The sequence below is a fragment of the Pantoea sp. BS_8 genome, assembly GCF_041954965.1.
Classification (GTDB): Bacteria; Pseudomonadota; Gammaproteobacteria; order Enterobacterales; family Enterobacteriaceae; genus Pantoea; species Pantoea stewartii.
The window spans coordinates 574,134-591,987 of sequence record NZ_JAVAXU010000001.1; the positions used below are offsets into that span (position 1 = coordinate 574,134).

Here is a 17,854-nt window from a genome sequence, read left to right on the forward strand (position 1 = left end):
CTGCTCAACGGGAGAGGATTGGACGCCCTGAAAACCCATCGGGTTCAATATTGCTACGCCTGTTTGGTATTTCAAGACGTGGGGCTCAATCTCTGGTCAGTCGATTCTTTACAGTGCAACTTTATGATAAAAATCGCTTTTTCTGCCTGACTTAATCGCACTTCCCGGTGCAATATCCCTGGAATCTGAAACGCCCACACTGTACCTGATAAAATCTGTTACGCAACTTAATTAGCATCTGGTGTGAGGAAAGCCCTTTTTTTACCCCTGCCCACGATTTGTCGAACAGTGCAGTACGGAAGTAATATAGAAAGAATTATCAGACTGTCAAAAAGGCACAGACATATGCAGAATCTGACTGAGGGAGTGTCGTCCCAGGCACTGTTAGATATCGCTAACGCGATGCTCAGGGAACATGATGATTTTATCGCCGGTATGGAAGCTACTGCCGTCAGCCAGCAGGGCGACGTGCTGGTGTTTAAAGGGCCGTACTTTTTGGACACGGAAGGCCTGCCGACCGCAAAAACCACGGCGGTGTTCAACCTGTTCAAACACCTGGCCGTTCTGCTGTCACCCCGTTATCACCTGGTATAAAAAACCCGGCCTGAGCCGGGTCGATGCATCACAAAAACCGTTTGTCGCTGCGCTGCCACCATTTGAGCATAATGCGCTCAAGCACCTGCCCTGCGTTTTGCGTCAGGCGATCGATTTTTGAACGACGGCGCACATGCGTCACGCCCAGTACCGTGAATTTCGCCATATTCGCGATAATGAGATCGTCACTGGTCGAAATGCGATCGATCAGGCCCAGTCCAAGCGCCTGCCGGCCATACCAGTGCTCGCCGGTTGCCACCCGGTCAATGTCGAGGGAAGGACGCATTTCATGAACAAACTGTTTAAACAACAGGTGGGTTTCGTTCAAATCCTGCTGAAATTTTTCACGTCCTTCTTCGGTGTTTTCACCAAACAGCGTCAGCGTACGTTTGTACTGACCCGCCGTGTGTAACTCAACGTCAATGTCATTACGTTTCAACAGACGGTTGAAGTTAGGGATTTGCGCGACAACCCCGATGGAACCGATGACGGCAAAAGGCGCGGCTACGATGGTATTGGCCACACAGGCCATCATATAGCCGCCGCTCGCCGCCACTTTGTCCACGGCCGCTGTCAGGTTCAACCCGGCATCACGCAGGCGCTGCAATTGTGACGCCGCCAGGCCATAACCGTGAACCATGCCGCCCGGGCTTTCCAGACGCAGTAATACTTCATCGCCCGGCTGGGCAACCGCCAGAATGGCTGAAATTTCTTCGCGTAGCGATTTCACTTCACTGGCATCGATGCTGCCATTGAAATTAAGCACGTACAACGTGGGTTTAACGGTGTCGACATTGCCCTGCTTCGCGTCGCGCTTCTCTGCTTTCGCCTTCTGTTTTTCAGCCTTTTTATGGTTTTTTAACCACAGTTTTTGCGCCTGCGGTTTCATTTTCTCAAGCTGCAACGCCTCTTTCATCTTGTTGTAATCGTCATCTAACCGCGTTAATCGCAGTTGTCCGCCCGAGTGACGTTTACGCTGAGCGGCATGCACAACAATCATGACGATGGCAGCAATGGCAACGACCACCGTCACCGCTTTTGCTAAAAACAATCCATAACTCAAAAGAAGATCCATCATGTCGCCTTATTAAACAGAGGATTACTGACAAACGCCTAGTTTAACGGGTTTATGCTACTGCGTCGCCTGAAATGCCAGCATCTGGCACAGATTGTCCCTATTGCTAATTGCGTCGTGCCCTGAATTAGGGCATAAAGCGAAAAACCCAGACGTTGCGGGAGGTTCCCAACATGCATTATCAACCGAAAGATGATCTACTTGCCCATCGTATTATCCTGGTGACGGGTGCTTCTGACGGCATTGGACGCGAAGCGGCCCTGACCTACGCACGCTTCGGCGCGGAGGTGATTTTACTGGGGCGCAGCGCTGAAAAGCTGCAGCAGACAGAAGCGTTGATAAACCAACTGAACAAGCGCCCTGCCCATTCGGTGGTATTGGATCTTTCAGACGCCACGCCGGCACGCTGTGCGCAGCTAGCGCAGGAACTGGCGCAAACATTCTCCCGTCTGGATGGTGTGTTACATAACGCCAGTATCTTAGGTGAGATTGTTCCGCTGGCCGACCTGGATCCTCAAATCTGGCAACAGGTCATGAAAATTAATGTTGATGCCACGTTTTACCTTACCCAGGCGCTATTGCCGTTGCTGCTCAAATCCGAAAGCGGCTCGCTGGTATTTACGACGTCAAGTGTGGGCCGTACCGGGCGCGCGGGTTGGGGTGCCTACGCGGTATCAAAGTTCGCCACAGAAGGCATGATGCAGGTGCTGGCCGACGAGTATAAAAATCAGGCATTGCGGGTTAACTGTATTAATCCTGGCGGTACGCGTACGAAAATGCGCGCCAGTGCGTTTCCTCAGGAAGACGCCGGTAAACTCAAAACGCCTGCCGATATCATGCCTCTTTACCTCTATTTAATGGGCGATGACAGCCGCCGTAAAACCGGTATGAGCTTCGATGCGCAGCCAGGCAGAAAACCCGGGGCCGCAGAGTAATGACCAGCGATCGTCATCAACAGCGGCAACAGCGTCTGAAAGAACAGGTGGATGCCCGCATTGCTGCCGCTCAGCAAGTCAGAGGCATTTTGATGGTGTTTACCGGAAACGGTAAAGGGAAAACCACCGCTGCGTTTGGCACGGCTCTACGCGCCTGCGGGCATGGCAAACGTGCCGCGGCCATTCAGTTCATTAAGGGAGAATGGCCCAACGGCGAACGCAACCTTCTGGCCCGGCACGGAGTGGAGTTTCAGGTAATGGCCACGGGTTTCACCTGGGAAACGCAAAATCGCCAGACCGATACAGCGGCCTGCCTGGCCGTCTGGGATCATGCCAGACGCATGCTGTCGGATGACACGCTTGATTTAGTGATTCTGGATGAGATCACCTACATGATCAGTATGGATTATCTGCCACTCGACGAGCTGGTAACCGCTCTGCAAGGCCGTCCTGCCCACCAGAGCGTCATCCTTACGGGTCGGGGTTGCCATCGCACCTTACTGGATATGGCTGACACCGTGACGGAAATGCGTCCGGTGAAACATGCCTTTGACGCCGGTATCCAGGCACAGCAGGGAATAGACTGGTAGCCTTTACCGCAGGCTGGCTGCCCTTATGCATCCGGCCTGCTTATCTTACGCAGTGCCCCCTCTGTACTTCCTTTTCCCTGTTTATCGGCCTGCATGCCCGCTTATTGTCATTGCAGCCTGGCACAGCTGGTCCTCAGGGCTTTTCCCGCTTTTATTTTCCATTCATGTTAATTTTGCGAAACGTTTTACGCGCCTTTTCCAGAAACCCTGCCTGCAAACCGGCGTCATCCGCCGCCGCCATGATTGATCTCAATCACATATTTTTACCGTTGAGAGACGTAAAACCGATCGGGATCACTCTTCAATGTTAAATAAATGATAAAAAATATTTAGCTTTAATATCATCCCATTGCGCGTGGTTAATCAAATCAACAGGTTAATCATTACCGTGCTAATCGATTCCATAATTAAATGTTCTCTCTGATAACAATTGAATAACTTTTGCCAATAAGAGGGCTCTTATTTTGCTGACCATACTGGGCTTTACGATGGTGGTTTGTTTCATGTATCTGATCATGACCAAACGCATGTCAGCGCTAATCGCGCTCATTCTTATCCCGACGCTTTTTGCGCTTATCGGCGGGTTTTATCACGGACTTGGGGAAATGATGCTGAACGGGGTCAAAACGCTGGCTCCAACGGGTGTGATGCTGACGTTTTCTATTCTCTATTTCGGCCTGATGATCGATGCCGGACTGTTTGATCCGCTGGTGCGTTTCATCCTGAAAATTGTGCGTGGCGACCCGCTTAAAGTGCTGGTCGGTACCGCTGTATTAACCTTGCTGGTCTCGCTGGATGGCGACAGTTCCACCACCTATATGATTGCCATTGCCGCGTTTCTTCCCCTCTACCGGAAACTGGGCATGAATGTGCTGGCAATGACCTGCCTGGTTAACCTGGCCAGCGGCATCATGAACCTGTCGCCGTGGGGAGGCCCCACAGCCCGCGCGGCGGCCGCGCTGCGCATTGATGCGCTGGATATATTCATTCCCATGCTACCGGCCATCCTTATCGCCTGTGTTGCTCTTGTCGGTCTGGCCTTCGTGTTTGGGCTACAGGAACGTAAACGTCTGGGCGTCATGCGCATCAGCGACGACCATCTGAATAATATCGAACTGGGCCTGGGTGATGCAGACGAATGCGCAGCAAATCGCCGGCCCAAAATGTTCTGGCCAAACTTTATTCTGACCACGGTACTGCTGGTGCTTCTGGTGGTGGGTGCCATGCCCATCCAGATTCTGTTTATGCTGGCTTTTGCAATTGCCGTCATGCTTAATTACCCCTCGCTTGAGGAGCAAAAAGCCCGTATCGGTTCACACGCCAGTAATGTGCTGGCGGTGACTGCCTTGATTTTTGCGGCAGGTATTTTTACCGGCATACTGTCAGGTACCGGCATGGTGGACGCCATGGCGAAAAGTCTGCTGGCGTTTATTCCGCACAGTTTCGGACCTTATCTTGCGCTATTTACCGCCCTGATCAGTCTGCCGTTTACCTTTTTTATGTCCAACGATGCTTTCTACTTTGGCATTCTGCCTGTCATCGCGCAGACGGCCGCCAGCTATGGCATTTCAGCAGAAGAAATTGCCCGAGCCTCCATTGTGGGCCAACCCTTCCATCTGCTGAGTCCACTGGTGCCGTCGGTCTATCTGTTAGTCGGTCTGGCCAAAGTGGATATCGGTGACCATCAACGTTTTGCCATAAAATGGGGGATTTTGATTAGCCTGGTGCTGATGGCGGGCGGCTTAGTAACCGGCGCGTTTCCCCTCTTCCACCGGTAAGATGTCCGGGAGCGTCAGCCAGAAAGTAAAAAGCCGCAACAGACGATGTTGCGGCTTTTTTATAGCCTTATATCAACCCGGCAGACACTCAGGTTGCGTTGCGTTTGCTACTGGCATTACGACGAGCGGGTCTGCCACTGGCCTGGCTGTGACGTTTCACGGCCCGACGAATCTGATTGGCTTTTGTACGACGGCGATCTTTCTCAACCGCCAGTTTGGTGACGGTTTCGTCATCCATTCCTACGAGATTGCGCAGATAATTGACCGCTGGCAGATCCAGTTCCATCCAGCCACCGCGTGGTACACCTTTTGGCAAGGTGATGTCGCCATAGCGGACACGCATCAGGCGGCTGACCTGTACACCCACGGCTTCCCATAAACGGCGAACTTCACGGTTGCGTCCTTCAGTCAGGGTGACGTTGTACCACTGGTTGATGCCTTCTCCACCCGCAAAACGCAATGTTTTGAACGCTGCCGGACCATCTTCCAGTTGCACACCTTTACTGAGCTGACGAATTTTGTCATCGTCAACCTGGCCAAACACGCGCACCGCGTATTCACGTTCCACTTCCCGGCTGGGATGCATCAGGCGGTTAGCCAGTTCACCATCCGTTGTAAAAAGCATGAGTCCACAGGTATTCACGTCAAGGCGGCCAACGGCAATCCAGCGTGAACCGCGCAGGCGCGGCAGACGATCGAAGACCGTAGGCCGCCCTTCAGGATCGCTGCGTGTGCAGAGTTCACCTTCAGGTTTATAATACGCCAGCACACGGCACACTTCTGTTGCAGATTCAGCAATCGATACCAGATGGCCATCAATACGGATTTTCAGGGCTTTATTATTTTCGATGCGATCGCCGAGTGTGGCAAGCTTACCGTCAACGCTCACGCGTCCGGCCGCAATCATCGCTTCAATTTCACGACGCGAACCGTGACCGGCACGCGCTAAGACTTTTTGTAACTTCTCGCTCATGGAGCTACCTCATTGTCGCCTTCCCAGGCGTCGGATGGATTAGGTAATTAAACCTTTAAAATCAATAGCTTATATTTTCCTGTTGGCCCCATTATACAGCATGTCTGAGGCATTGTAACCCGTAATGTGCCGCCCGGAAGCGGCGTACGGGGCCTGGCTGCTGACCCGAGCCTTACGACACCTGTCCCGGGCGTGACGATCCCTACGCGCTCACGCCAGGTCCGGTTAAGATCTGGTCGAATTAGATGGCTGCGTTGCGTCCTGGTGATCGCGCGAGAAGATCATTATAAGCACACACGTTTATTTAGGGTAATTAAGTCAAATGACACAACCGTAGCCGGGGAGGATATTATCTGAATGTCACACTTGGTTACTTCATTTTAATTAATGTTACTTATCGCAGCTATTGGCTTTATTTCCGTCTTTACTCGCTCTTATAAATCATTTCCTGCCAAAACCGGTAGTGCATTAATGATTAAGTCTCCAGGTATCTGGCCTGACACTTTTCATTAACGGCTCACACTCAGTCGGCGCGCTAAACAGTTTTATTTTTGTGGCTGTTTACAAAAAAATAAAAACAAAATACCGCTACTTAAGTCAAATAAAATCATTGTGGGCCCCGGCAGCCCTCTGTTAGCCCGCCTCGCATCTCCAATGCATCCTGTTTACTCTATTATCAACAGGTTGCGTCGGGAAAAGCTATACAACATAAAAATCACTGTACAATTTTATTCATCAGCCGATAATGAAAGAATAAGAAGGTGGTCATCACCCTGTTTTTTATCATTAAGTCCGCAATGGCTTTTTTTTCTACCCTCGTAAAGTTAAAAAAAATTGGACTATTGCAATCTATTGCCGATAACACATTATGCGACCGGACAGTGAGCAGATTTTAATCCGTACGGTGTCAGTTATTTCTGACCCGGGCATTAAATTGCAGCACGCTAAAGGGTTGTTATTAATCTTAATACTGGCGCATCGGGAAACGCTGCGTTAATACGGCTCACGATGAGCTTTAATTTGCATGTCCTTAATCTTCACCAGGGATTTTACTGGCATGCTTAAGCGAAGACACTACCATGAAAAAACGTTTTGTAAGTTCAGCGTTGATTGCGTTGGCGCTGAGCGGTTGTTCCGTGGGCCATACCGAGTACAGCCGAACGGCAATGCAGCACGTGGATATGAGCGTGACAGGCATTCCGACGATTCTGGGTTTAGGCACGCTGGGCACCACTATTCCGTTGACGCCTGAATACAGCCTGACTGCCGCGCATGTGGCAAAATTTGCCGTGCAGCGCGTGAAGTCTTATCACCCTTACTGCGACCTTGCGATTATTTATCACAAGAATCCGCCTGATACGCTGGCTCACTTCCGCAGCACCGATATTGGCGATCACGTAAAGATGTACGGTTACAGCTATATTTCGGCGCTACCTGTTGAATCAAAAGGTGTGAATCTCGCACGCACCGCCATTCGTAACCTCTGGAATAAAAGTCCGTGCATCGCGATGGCTTCCAATGCTGGCGTGGTTCAGGGGATGTCTGGCGGTGGGGTCTTCAATAGTGACGATACCATCGGCGGCGTGATCGTCGGGTATTCCGATTCAATTAAAAATGGCCGTAGCGGGAAAGTGATACTGAAAGATGTGTCACTCTATATCCCTTACGGCCAGTTTAAAAACTGGTTACAGGCGACGATTCCTGACACCCGTAAAACCTGACTGGCTTACATAAAAGGCGTTGTGTCGCCAGCGCCTTCACGGACAATTTCAGGGGCATCACTGGTCAAATCAATCACGGTGGTAGGCTGCTGTCCCAGCGTGCCGCCGTCAATGATTAAGTCCACCAGCTTACCAATACTGTGCTGAATGTCTTCCGGATCAGATTCAGTGAAATCATTGCCTGGCAGAATCAATGATGTCGACATCATCGGTTCATTAAGCGCTTCCAGTAACGCCAGGGCCACTGGATTCGACGGGACACGTAAACCAATAGTTTTACGTTTCTCGTTCATCAGACGGCGCGGGACTTCTTTCGTCGCCTTCAGAATAAACGTGTAATTGCCCGGCGTGTTATTTTTAATCAGGCGGAACGCGCTGTTGCCCACCTGTGAATACACCGACAACTCAGACAAATCGCGGCACATCAGTGTGAAATTATGATGGCCATCGAGTTGTCGTATACGGCAAATGCGCTCCATCGCCCCTTTTTCTTCCAGACGACATCCCAGGGCATAGCCTGAATCGGTCGGATAAACAATCACGCCACCTTTGTTCAGGTACTCCACAGCCTGGTTAATCAGACGCGGTTGCGGATTATCCGGATGAATATGAAACAGTTGACTCATAAAAACCTCTTGTCACCTTTCCGTGCATTCAGCAGCCGGAGCCAGTGCGGGAAAGCGTTCCCAGACGGGTTCTACGGCTGCGGGTAACCACAGTTTGCGGCCTAACTCAATCCACGGGCAGGGTTGATGAAAATCAGAACCTTGCGATGCGGCCAGATCGTTATCCCGGGCGTACCCGGCTAACGTGGTACGCTCATCGGGTGCCTGCTGACATTGTGCCACCTCGATAGCATCACCCCCCGCAGCGCGAAAATACGCGATCAGGCGTTTCAGCCATTTTGCCGACAATCCGTAGCGTCCCGGATGAGCCAGCACCGCACAGCCACCAGAATGGTGAATGGCATCAATGGCTTGATTAATTGTACACCATTGCGGCGGCACGTAGCCGGTTTTGCCTCGGGCCAGATAATTTTTGAATACCTGCGCCATAGTGCTCGCTTTGCCAACCTCAACCAGATAGCGGGCAAAATGTCCCCGCGTGATCATCCCCCCTTCGGCTAAACGCAGGGCGCCCGCCAGTGCATCGGGAATCTGGGCTTTTTCAAGTCGCTCAGCAATGCGTTGGGCGCGTTCCAGTCGGGTCGTATACTGACCAGCAAGGAACTGCGTCATGACGGGATGATGAATATCGATATTTAATCCAACAATATGGATCTCATGATTTTCCCACAGCGTGGAAATCTCGACGCCGGCTATGACATTGACTGGCAACGAAGCACGTAATGCGGCCTGCTGTGCCTCGGCGACGCCCGCCACGGTATCGTGATCGGTAATGGCCAGCACACCTACGCGCATTTCAACCGCACGCTCGACCAGCGCCTGCGGGGATAGCAATCCATCGGAAGCCCGTGTATGACTATGTAGATCGTAAAGCGGAAAACGGGCGATATCGCTCAAAACAACTCCTGCTGGCGATGGAACAGGTCAGCATGATAACGATTTTATGGGTCACTGAAAAAGTGTATTGACATTTTTGTCACGAACCAGTTAACTAGTACACAAGTTCACCGCAGACGGGTATGTGTTTATGAAAATGGTTATTACGCTTTTCACTGGTTGGTGGCGCAATGTTTCCCGGTCGGGCGGCGTTGTCGTGCACACTTAGCGTAAACCTGTGCAGATACCTGAGCCCGCCAACAAGCGGGCTTTTTTTTGGACGACATTCAGAGAAATCATCATGCTCAATGCAAAACCTACAGTGAAGTTAATTACCGGTAACGCCCCTTATCGGGAAGATCCCGCCGCGGTTTTTCATCAGTTATGCGGCGCACGCCCGTCAACGCTGCTGCTTGAATCTGCGGATATCGACAGCAAGGAAAATTTAAAAAGTCTGATGATCATCGACAGTGCCCTGCGTATCAGCGCGCTGGGTAACTGCGTCACTGTGCAGGCCCTGTCTGATAATGGTCGGGCGCTGCTGCCGCTGCTGGACGAGGCGCTTCCCGCCGAAATCAAAAATGAATCGCGCCCTGATGGCCGGGTGTTAACATTTACGACGACCCACGATCAGCAAGATGAAGACTCTCGCTTACGCGCCCTGTCGGTGTTTGATGCCCTGCGTGTGATTCCGCAGTTAGTGAACTCGCCCGCCGATGAGCGCGAAGCCGTGTTCGTTGGCGGCCTGTTTGCCTATGATCTGGTCGCGGGTTTTGAGGACCTGCCGACGCTCAGCAGTGAGCAGCGCTGCCCTGACTACTGTTTCTATCTGGCGGAAACCCTGCTGGTGCTCGATCACCAGGCACACAGTGCCCGCCTGCAGGCCAGCCTGTTTTGTCCGTCCACCCACGAATTCCAGCGTCTGCAAAGCCGTATTGAGCAGTTACACGGACAAATGCTGCAACCTGCACCTGCGTTGCCCGTCAAGCCGGTCGAAACGATGACGCTGACCACCAGCCAGAGCGATGAGGAATACTGTAATGTGGTGAGGAAGATGCAGGATGCTATTCGTATTGGTGAGATCTTCCAGGTCGTGCCATCACGTCGCTTCTCACTGCCCTGCCCGTCGCCGCTGGCCGCTTACGATACGTTAAAACGCAGTAATCCCAGCCCGTATATGTTCTTTATGCAGGATCAGGATTTTTCGCTCTTTGGCGCCTCGCCGGAAAGCTCGCTCAAGTACGACGCCGCCTCACGACAGATCGAAATTTACCCGATTGCCGGAACGCGTCCACGCGGTCGACATGCGGATGGCTCGCTGGACCGCGATCTGGACAGCCGTATCGAACTTGAAATGCGCACCGATCATAAAGAGCTGGCCGAGCACCTGATGCTGGTCGATCTCGCACGCAATGACCTGGCGCGCATTTGTCGTCCCGGAAGCCGCTACGTTGCGGATCTGACCAAGGTTGATCGTTATTCCTTTGTTATGCACCTGGTCTCCCGCGTGGTGGGGACATTGCGTGAAGATCTGGATGTGCTACATGCCTACCGCGCCTGCATGAATATGGGCACGCTGAGCGGCGCGCCTAAAGTTCGCGCCATGCAACTGATCGCTGAAGCCGAAGGCACCCGACGCGGTATTTACGGCGGCGCTGTCGGCTATTTCACCGCCAACGGTGATTTGGATACCTGTATTGTCATCCGCTCAGCCTACGTGGAAGACGGCGTGGCCACTGTACAGGCCGGCGCGGGCGTGGTGCTCGACTCTAACCCACAGGCCGAGGCCGATGAAAGCCGCAATAAAGCCCGCGCGGTGCTGCGCGCTATCGCCACTGCTCATCACTGCAAGGAGATCTTCTGATGGCTGACATCCTGCTGCTGGATAACATCGACTCATTTACCTACAACCTTGTCGATCAACTGCGCACCTTTGGGCACAACGTGGTGATTTACCGCAACAACGTACCGGCCGCTTTGCTGACTGAACGTTTGCAGAGCATGGACAATCCTGTCCTGATGCTGTCACCCGGCCCTGGCGCGCCGAAAGACGCGGGCTGTATGCCCGAACTGCTGCGTGCGCTACGCGGAAAGTTACCGATTATCGGGATCTGCCTGGGCCATCAGGCGATTGTGGAAGCGTATGGCGGCCATGTCGGTCAGGCCGGTGAAATTTTGCATGGCAAAGCGTCATCCATTATCCATGACGGCGAGGCGATGTTTGCCGGACTGAGTAATCCTCTTCCCGTTGCCCGTTACCACTCACTGGTGGGCAGCAATACACCAGACGAATTAACGGTCAATGCCAGCTACAACGGCATGGTGATGGCCGTCCGTCATGAACACGATCGGGTTTGCGGATTCCAGTTCCATCCTGAATCCATTTTAACCACTCAGGGCGCACGTCTGCTTGAACAGACACTTGCCTGGGCGCTGGCGAAGTAACAGGGAGAACGCAATGCAACCGATTCTGGAAAAACTTTACCAGTCGCATAGTCTGACGCAGGCAGAAAGCCACCAGCTGTTCAGCGCCATTATTACCGGCCAGCTTGAACCTACCCAACTGGCGGCGGCGTTGGTTGCGATGAAAGTCCGGGGCGAGAACCCGGAGGAAATCGCCGGGGCAGCCTGTGCCTTACTTGAAGATGCCAAACCGTTTCCGCGTCCGGATTATGCGTTCGCCGATATTGTGGGCACCGGCGGGGATGGCAGTAACAGCATTAATATTTCAACCGCCAGCGCCTTTGTCGCCGCTACCTGTGGTCTGAAGGTGGCAAAACATGGCAATCGCAGCGTATCCAGCAAATCGGGGTCATCCGACCTGCTGGCCGCTTTCGGGATTAACCTGGATATGCCCGCTGAGCTGGCGCGGCGCGCACTGGACGATCTGAATGTCTGCTTCCTGTTCGCACCGCAGTACCACACGGGCTTTCGCCATGCTATGCCGGTGCGTCAGCAGTTGAAGACCCGCACGTTGTTTAACGTTCTGGGGCCACTGATCAACCCTGCGCGCCCACCGTTAGCCGTTATTGGCGTGTACAGTCCTGAGCTGGTCTTGCCGATTGCTCAGACGCTGAAAGTATTAGGCTACCAGCGTGCAGCCGTGGTACATGGCGGCGGCATGGATGAGGTTGCCCTGCACGATGTGACACAGGTGGCCGAGCTGCGCGAAGGGGAAATCACCCGCTATCAGTTAAGTCCGGAGGATTTTGGTTTCGGATTCCATCCTAAAGACGCGCTGGCAGGCGGCACGCCCGAAGAAAACCGTGACATTCTGACACGTTTACTCCAGGGTAATGGCGAGCAGGCCCATGAGGAGGCGGTTGCCGTGAATGTGGCCATGCTCCTGAAAGTGTTTGGTAATGAAGATCTCCGTGAAAATGCACAGCGTGCACTTAACGCCATCCGTAGCGGTCAGGCTTATGAGCGCGTGGTGGCTCTGGCATCAAGAGGATAATCATGCAGGGTACAGTGTTAGATAAAATCGTGAAAGACAAAGCCGTCTGGGTTGAAGCGCGTAAGCAGCAGCAACCGCTGGAAAGCTTCCAGCCGCGCATTGTTCCTTCCAGCCGTAGCTTTTATGACGCACTGCAGGGCACCCGCACTGCCTTTATTCTGGAATGCAAAAAGGCTTCGCCTTCAAAAGGGCTGATCCGCGATGATTTCGATCCCGAAATGATCGCCGGGGTGTATCGCCATTATGCTTCTGCCGTTTCGGTATTAACCGACGAAAAATATTTCCAGGGCGACTTTGCCTTTTTGCCCGTCGTCAGTGCTGCGATTACGCAGCCGGTGCTGTGTAAAGACTTTATCATCGACCCTTATCAAATTTATCTGGCGCGTTTTTATCAGGCTGACGCCATCCTGCTGATGCTGTCGGTCGTGGATGATGAGCAGTATCGTCAGCTTTCCGCCATCGCACACAGCCTGCAGATGGGCGTTTTGACTGAAGTCAGCAATGAGCAGGAGCTGGAACGCGCGATTGCGCTGGAAGCCAAAGTGGTCGGCATTAATAACCGCGACCTGCGCGATCTGTCGATTGATCTCAACCGGACGCGTCAGCTTGCGCCGCGCCTGGGGCAAGGTGTGACCGTTATCAGCGAATCGGGCATCAACAATTACCGCGATGTGCGTGAACTGAGTCATTTTGCAAATGGCTTCCTGATTGGTTCGGCATTGATGGAAGAAGAGGATCTTCATGCTGCGGTGCGACGTGTCACCCTGGGCAGCAACAAGGTATGCGGACTGACGCGCCCTGAAGATGCCTGCGCGGCCTGTGATGCCGGCGCTATTTACGGCGGAATTATTTTTGCCGAGGGCTCGCCGCGTCAGGTGGATACCGAGAAAGCACGTGCCGTGATAGCCGGTGCCCCGCTTAACTATGTGGGTGTGTTCCGCAATGCGGCAATAAGTGACATTGTCACTAAAGTGGAATCATTGCAGCTGGCTGCTGTGCAGTTGCATGGCGATGAAGACCACGCTTATGTGGCTGCGCTTTATCAGGCACTGCCTGAACAGGTACAAATCTGGAAAGCGCTCAGCATCAGCGACGCGTTGCCAGAACGTAACTGGCCGCATATTGACCGTTACGTTTTCGATAATGGTCAGGGCGGTTCGGGCCAGACCTTTGACTGGTCGCTGCTACACGGGCAGGACCTGAAGAATGTTCTGCTGGCCGGTGGGCTGAGCGCGGATAACTGTGTGGAAGCCGCACAGTTGGGTTGTGCAGGACTCGATTTTAATTCCGGTGTAGAAAGCGCGCCAGGCATCAAAGATGCCAGCAAAATTGCGGCGGTGTTCCGAACGCTTCGCGCCTACTGACTGGACTGGCCCGCCTGAAGGCGGGCACACAAAAGGATAGATCCATGACTTTACTTAATCCCTATTTCGGCGAGTTTGGCGGCATGTACGTGCCACAAATTCTGATGCCTGCGCTGAAGCAGCTTGAAGAAGCCTTTGTCAGCGCCCAAAAAGACCCTGAGTTTCAGGCTGAATTTACCGACCTGTTGAAAAACTATGCCGGCCGCCCGACAGCCTTAACCCTGTGCGGTAACCTGACCAAAGGCACTCAAACCCGCCTTTACCTGAAACGTGAAGATCTGCTGCACGGCGGCGCGCACAAAACGAACCAGGTACTGGGACAAGCGTTGCTGGCTAAACGGATGGGCAAAAACGAGATTATAGCGGAAACCGGAGCCGGTCAGCATGGTGTGGCTTCAGCCCTGGCCTGTGCGCTGCTGGGCATGAAATGCCGCATCTACATGGGCGCCAAGGATGTTGAGCGTCAGTCACCTAACGTCTTTCGTATGCGCCTGATGGGTGCCGAAGTGATTCCGGTTCACAGCGGTTCCGCCACCCTGAAAGATGCCTGTAACGAGGCGCTGCGTGACTGGTCGGGCAGCTATGAAACCGCCCACTATATGCTGGGCACCGCGGCCGGCCCGCACCCCTTCCCGACCATCGTGCGTGAGTTCCAGCGCATGATCGGTGAAGAGACGAAAAAACAGATTCTGGAAAAAGAAGGACGTCTGCCCGACGCCGTCATCGCCTGCGTCGGCGGCGGCTCCAATGCGATTGGCATGTTTGCCGATTTCATCGAGGAAGAGAGCGTCAAACTGATTGGCGTTGAGCCAGCGGGCCACGGTATCGAAACCGGTGAGCACGGCGCACCGCTGAAACACGGCCGGGTCGGCATCTACTTTGGGATGAAAGCCCCGATGATGCAGACCAGCGAAGGGCAAATCGAAGAGTCCTACTCGATTTCTGCCGGCCTCGATTTCCCGTCAGTCGGCCCTCAGCACGCCCATCTGAACAGCATCGGCCGCGCGGACTATGTTTCCGTCACCGACAATGAAGCGCTGGCAGCCTTTAAAACGCTGTGTCGTGCGGAAGGCATTATCCCTGCGCTTGAATCCGCCCATGCGCTGGCCCATGCGTTAAAAATGGCGAAGGCGGAGCCGGAGAAAGAGCAGCTGATTGTGGTGAACCTTTCTGGTCGGGGTGATAAAGATATCTTCACCGTTCACGATATTCTGACTGCGCAGGGAGAAATTTGATGGAACGTTATGATCGACTGTTTACGCGTCTGGCGGCGAAGAAAGAAGGTGCGCTGGTTCCCTTCGTAACTCTGGGTGACCCGTCACCTGCCCTGTCATTACGCATTATCGATGCGCTGGTAGAAGGCGGAGCTGACGCACTTGAACTGGGAATTCCCTTTTCTGATCCTTTAGCAGATGGTCCTACTATTCAAAGTGCAACACTGCGTGCCTTCGCTGGCGGAACGACGACGGCACAGTGTTTTGAAATGCTCGCGGCGATTCGTCAAAAATATCCCGAACTCCCGATAGGTTTACTGATGTATGCCAATCTGGTGTTCAGCAATGGTATTGATGACTTTTATGCGCGTTGTGCCAAAGCGGGGGTCGACTCTGTCCTCGTGGCTGATGTGCCCGTAGAGGAATCGGCACCGTTCCGTCAGGCGGCTATGCGTCACGGTATTGCGCCCATTTTCATCTGCCCACCTAACGCCAGCGATGAACTTCTGCGCGAAATCGCTTCTCACGGTCGCGGTTACACCTATCTGTTATCACGAGCGGGCGTCACGGGTACTGAAAAGCGGGCCAGCCTGCCACTTGATCATCTGATAACCCGCCTGAAGGAATACCATGCAGCCCCGCCGCTACAGGGCTTTGGCATTTCCGAACCTTCCCAGGTAAAAGACTCTCTCGTGGCAGGCACAGCCGGTGCAATTTCAGGTTCCGCTGTTGTGAAAATTATTGAAAAGCATCACGCCGAGCCAGAGGTCATGCTGGACGCATTGAGAACATTTATCCACGATCTCAAAGCCGCCACCCGCTAACAGCCTTCACCTTATGCCTTACCGCCCGGTAAGGCATGATTTCGCTGTTTTTTTTCGCTGTCCGTTTGCCCATTTCGGATTTTCTGCACCACAATTAACAGGCGCCGTTATGGTAACGACGTATCCTATTTGTGACAGGGAGAGAAGCAATGAAATGGTTTAAAGTGCTGGCAAGTGCCATGGTCGCGGCTGTTGTTGCATTAACACTCAGCGCCTGTGCGCCAACGCCAACGAAAGAAGGCACCGGCGGTTACATTGATGACACCGTGATTACCACCAAAGTGAAAGCCGAATTGTTAAAAGATGAGTCGCTGAAATCAACCGAAATCAACGTTGAAACCTTTAAAGGTAAAGTGCAGCTCAGCGGCTTTGTCAGCTCACCACAAATGGCTAACCGTGCCGTTCAGGTGACCCGAAGCGTTGCTGGGGTAAGATCCGTCGTAAATAACATGCAAATTAAATAACGCCGTTTTAAACCCAAAAGGGCCACGCATTGCGTGGCCCTTTTTTCTTCAGAAGCGATAACCTGCGCCAAAGAAGAATACCCAGGGGTCAACACGCATATGAATATTTTGCTGCTGATCGCCCGCTTTAAATTTCACGTTCGTATCAATATCCATGTACCACAATGATGCATTCAGCAGCCAGTCACGGTTAATCTGATAATCCAGCCCTACCTGACCGGCAATGCCCCACGAGTCTTTCACACTGAGATCACTTAATCCCGCATCACGACCGGTCTGATTAAACTTTGCATCGTAAAACGTCGTGTAGTTAATGCCGACGCCGACATAGGGTCGCGCTTTGCTTTGGCTGTCAAAGAAGTAGTACTGTGCCATCAGCGTGGGCGGCAATTGCCGGACCGTCGCCAGCGTGCCCGTTGGGCCAAGGCCAACTTTATGGCGGAACGGTGTGGCGGCCAGTAGCTCGACGCCAATATTGTCTGTCGCCATATAGGTGAACGTTAAACCCAGTTGGGTATCATTACTGGCACTGAATCCGCCCATACCCAGTACGTTATCCGAGCCTTCGTTAGGTCGAACGGTGGCGCTACCTGCGCGAATAAAAAAATCACCTGCCTGGTGGGCCAGTGCCAGTTGAGGTAACGCAAGCGCCAGCAGCATGGCGCATTTAGCCAGTTTCATAGTCACTCCTGTGAGAAAGTAAGGTGCCTGCACTGAATCATTTTTTTGTGCGCACAGGTTTAGCGCGATTTTTTTATAAATGCATCTAAATCAAGACGGAAAAATGATTTAAAAAACAATGGATTGACTCAGATCAATTTTATGCCCGTATCCCGGACACAAATAGTGCTTGCCGAAAAAATGGAGCGGCATTACTTTGCTCATCTCCCCCTGTGATTTTGGTTCGATGCCTTAGAGGTGGCGGGCGATCAAATGAGTGAAACTACAAACCCCTGTATTAGCTGTGGTGCCTGCTGTGCCCACTTCCGCGTCTCGTTTTACTGGGCTGAAGCCGACGATGCGGGCGGCCCCGTTCCCACAGAATTAACGGAACCTTTAAGTCTGATGATGCGAAATATGCGTGGGACGAACGATCGTTCGCCGCGCTGTATTGCGCTTGAAGGGGAAATCGGCCACTGCGTGTCGTGCAGTATTTATGAGAACCGCCCCTCGCCTTGCCGGGAGTTTGCTATGTCCGGCGAAAACGGGATCGGGAATGAAGGCTGCGATCGGGCCCGGGCACGCTATGGCCTTCCCGCACTGTTTCACCCATCTTTACCTGTTATGACAGAAAGTTATCCGGTTGCGGGTGCCAGCGAGCCGCCAGAACATGTACAATCGACGGGTTAATTAACCCGGTTCT

The 17,854-nt window shown here is 52.9% G+C and carries 16 protein-coding genes, 1 pseudogene and 1 other annotated feature; of the genes and pseudogenes, 12 read left to right on the forward strand and 5 right to left on the reverse strand.

Annotation, left to right across the window (positions count from 1 at the left end):
* The first annotated feature begins 345 nt into the window (after positions 1-345).
* Complete coding sequence (locus tag RAC65_RS02630) at positions 346-594, forward strand: DUF2498 family protein (protein ID WP_375096324.1); 249 nt, start codon at positions 346-348, stop codon at positions 592-594.
* Between the two features lie 28 nt (positions 595-622).
* On the opposite strand, the gene sohB is transcribed toward RAC65_RS02630, so the two are convergent.
* Entirely contained in the window at positions 623-1,669 is a 1,047-nt protein-coding gene (gene sohB, locus RAC65_RS02635; protein ID WP_375096454.1) for a protease SohB, read from the reverse strand.
* A gap of 173 nt (positions 1,670-1,842) precedes the next feature.
* Between sohB and RAC65_RS02640 the strand changes: the two genes are divergently transcribed.
* From RAC65_RS02640 to RAC65_RS02650, 3 genes are all read left to right on the forward strand, one after another.
* Positions 1,843-2,604, forward strand: a complete 762-nt coding sequence (locus RAC65_RS02640; protein ID WP_006119341.1) for a YciK family oxidoreductase — start codon at positions 1,843-1,845, stop codon at positions 2,602-2,604.
* Positions 2,604-3,194 carry a cob(I)yrinic acid a,c-diamide adenosyltransferase gene (gene cobO / locus RAC65_RS02645; protein WP_039340187.1) on the forward strand — a complete coding sequence of 197 codons (591 nt, stop codon included), beginning with the start codon at positions 2,604-2,606 and terminating at the stop codon, positions 3,192-3,194. The genes RAC65_RS02640 and cobO overlap by 1 nt, the downstream gene beginning before the upstream one ends.
* A gap of 464 nt (positions 3,195-3,658) precedes the next feature.
* Positions 3,659-4,972 (forward strand): CitMHS family transporter, encoded by a 1,314-nt coding sequence (locus RAC65_RS02650; protein WP_006119344.1) that lies wholly within the window; start codon positions 3,659-3,661, stop codon positions 4,970-4,972.
* An 88-nt stretch (positions 4,973-5,060) separates the two neighbouring features.
* Here the strand turns inward: RAC65_RS02650 and rluB are convergent, their stop codons facing one another.
* A complete protein-coding gene (rluB, locus tag RAC65_RS02655; protein WP_006119347.1) occupies positions 5,061-5,945 on the reverse strand; it encodes a 23S rRNA pseudouridine(2605) synthase RluB in 885 nt (294 codons plus the stop codon).
* A 1,079-nt stretch (positions 5,946-7,024) separates the two neighbouring features.
* Here rluB and RAC65_RS02660 point away from each other — a divergent pair.
* Positions 7,025-7,666 carry a hypothetical protein gene (locus tag RAC65_RS02660; RefSeq protein WP_006119348.1) on the forward strand — a complete coding sequence of 214 codons (642 nt, stop codon included), beginning with the start codon at positions 7,025-7,027 and terminating at the stop codon, positions 7,664-7,666.
* Positions 7,667-7,671: 5 nt separating this feature from the next.
* On the opposite strand, the gene RAC65_RS02665 is transcribed toward RAC65_RS02660, so the two are convergent.
* Positions 7,672-8,292 (reverse strand): L-threonylcarbamoyladenylate synthase, encoded by a 621-nt coding sequence (locus tag RAC65_RS02665; protein ID WP_039340183.1) that lies wholly within the window; start codon positions 8,290-8,292, stop codon positions 7,672-7,674.
* 12 nt (positions 8,293-8,304) lie between these two features.
* On the reverse strand, positions 8,305-9,189 hold the full coding sequence (locus RAC65_RS02670; RefSeq protein ID WP_006119350.1) for a PHP domain-containing protein: 885 nt from the start codon (positions 9,187-9,189) through the stop codon (positions 8,305-8,307).
* Between the two features lie 154 nt (positions 9,190-9,343).
* Positions 9,344-9,446 (forward strand) — a sequence feature (Trp leader region).
* A 23-nt stretch (positions 9,447-9,469) separates the two neighbouring features.
* Here RAC65_RS02670 and RAC65_RS02675 point away from each other — a divergent pair.
* The 6 genes and pseudogenes from RAC65_RS02675 (at position 9,470) to RAC65_RS02700 (ending at position 16,491) form a co-directional block, all read left to right on the forward strand.
* A complete protein-coding gene (locus tag RAC65_RS02675) occupies positions 9,470-11,032 on the forward strand; it encodes an anthranilate synthase component 1 (protein ID WP_054633693.1) in 1,563 nt (520 codons plus the stop codon).
* Positions 11,032-12,625 (forward strand): annotated as a pseudogene (trpD, locus tag RAC65_RS02680) (bifunctional anthranilate synthase glutamate amidotransferase component TrpG/anthranilate phosphoribosyltransferase TrpD). The gene RAC65_RS02675 and the pseudogene trpD overlap by 1 nt, the downstream one beginning before the upstream one ends.
* A 2-nt stretch (positions 12,626-12,627) precedes the next feature.
* Positions 12,628-13,989 (forward strand): bifunctional indole-3-glycerol-phosphate synthase TrpC/phosphoribosylanthranilate isomerase TrpF, encoded by a 1,362-nt coding sequence (gene trpCF / locus RAC65_RS02685; protein ID WP_039342988.1) that lies wholly within the window; start codon positions 12,628-12,630, stop codon positions 13,987-13,989.
* Positions 13,990-14,033: 44 nt separating this feature from the next.
* Positions 14,034-15,224: a tryptophan synthase subunit beta gene (trpB, locus tag RAC65_RS02690; RefSeq protein WP_033741842.1), complete on the forward strand. Its 1,191-nt coding sequence runs from the start codon at positions 14,034-14,036 to the stop codon at positions 15,222-15,224.
* On the forward strand, positions 15,224-16,027 hold the full coding sequence (trpA, locus tag RAC65_RS02695; RefSeq protein ID WP_375092450.1) for a tryptophan synthase subunit alpha: 804 nt from the start codon (positions 15,224-15,226) through the stop codon (positions 16,025-16,027). The genes trpB and trpA overlap by 1 nt, the downstream gene beginning before the upstream one ends.
* Positions 16,028-16,176: 149 nt before the next feature.
* Positions 16,177-16,491, forward strand: a complete 315-nt coding sequence (locus RAC65_RS02700; protein ID WP_006119359.1) for a BON domain-containing protein — start codon at positions 16,177-16,179, stop codon at positions 16,489-16,491.
* 48 nt (positions 16,492-16,539) lie between these two features.
* On the opposite strand, the gene ompW is transcribed toward RAC65_RS02700, so the two are convergent.
* Positions 16,540-17,172 (reverse strand): outer membrane protein OmpW, encoded by a 633-nt coding sequence (gene ompW, locus RAC65_RS02705; RefSeq protein WP_205953220.1) that lies wholly within the window; start codon positions 17,170-17,172, stop codon positions 16,540-16,542.
* 252 nt (positions 17,173-17,424) lie between these two features.
* Between ompW and RAC65_RS02710 the strand changes: the two genes are divergently transcribed.
* The gene (locus RAC65_RS02710; RefSeq protein ID WP_033741845.1) at positions 17,425-17,841 is read left to right on the forward strand and encodes a YkgJ family cysteine cluster protein; all 417 of its coding nucleotides are present in this window, start codon (positions 17,425-17,427) and stop codon (positions 17,839-17,841) included.
* Positions 17,842-17,854: the final 13 nt, after the last annotated feature.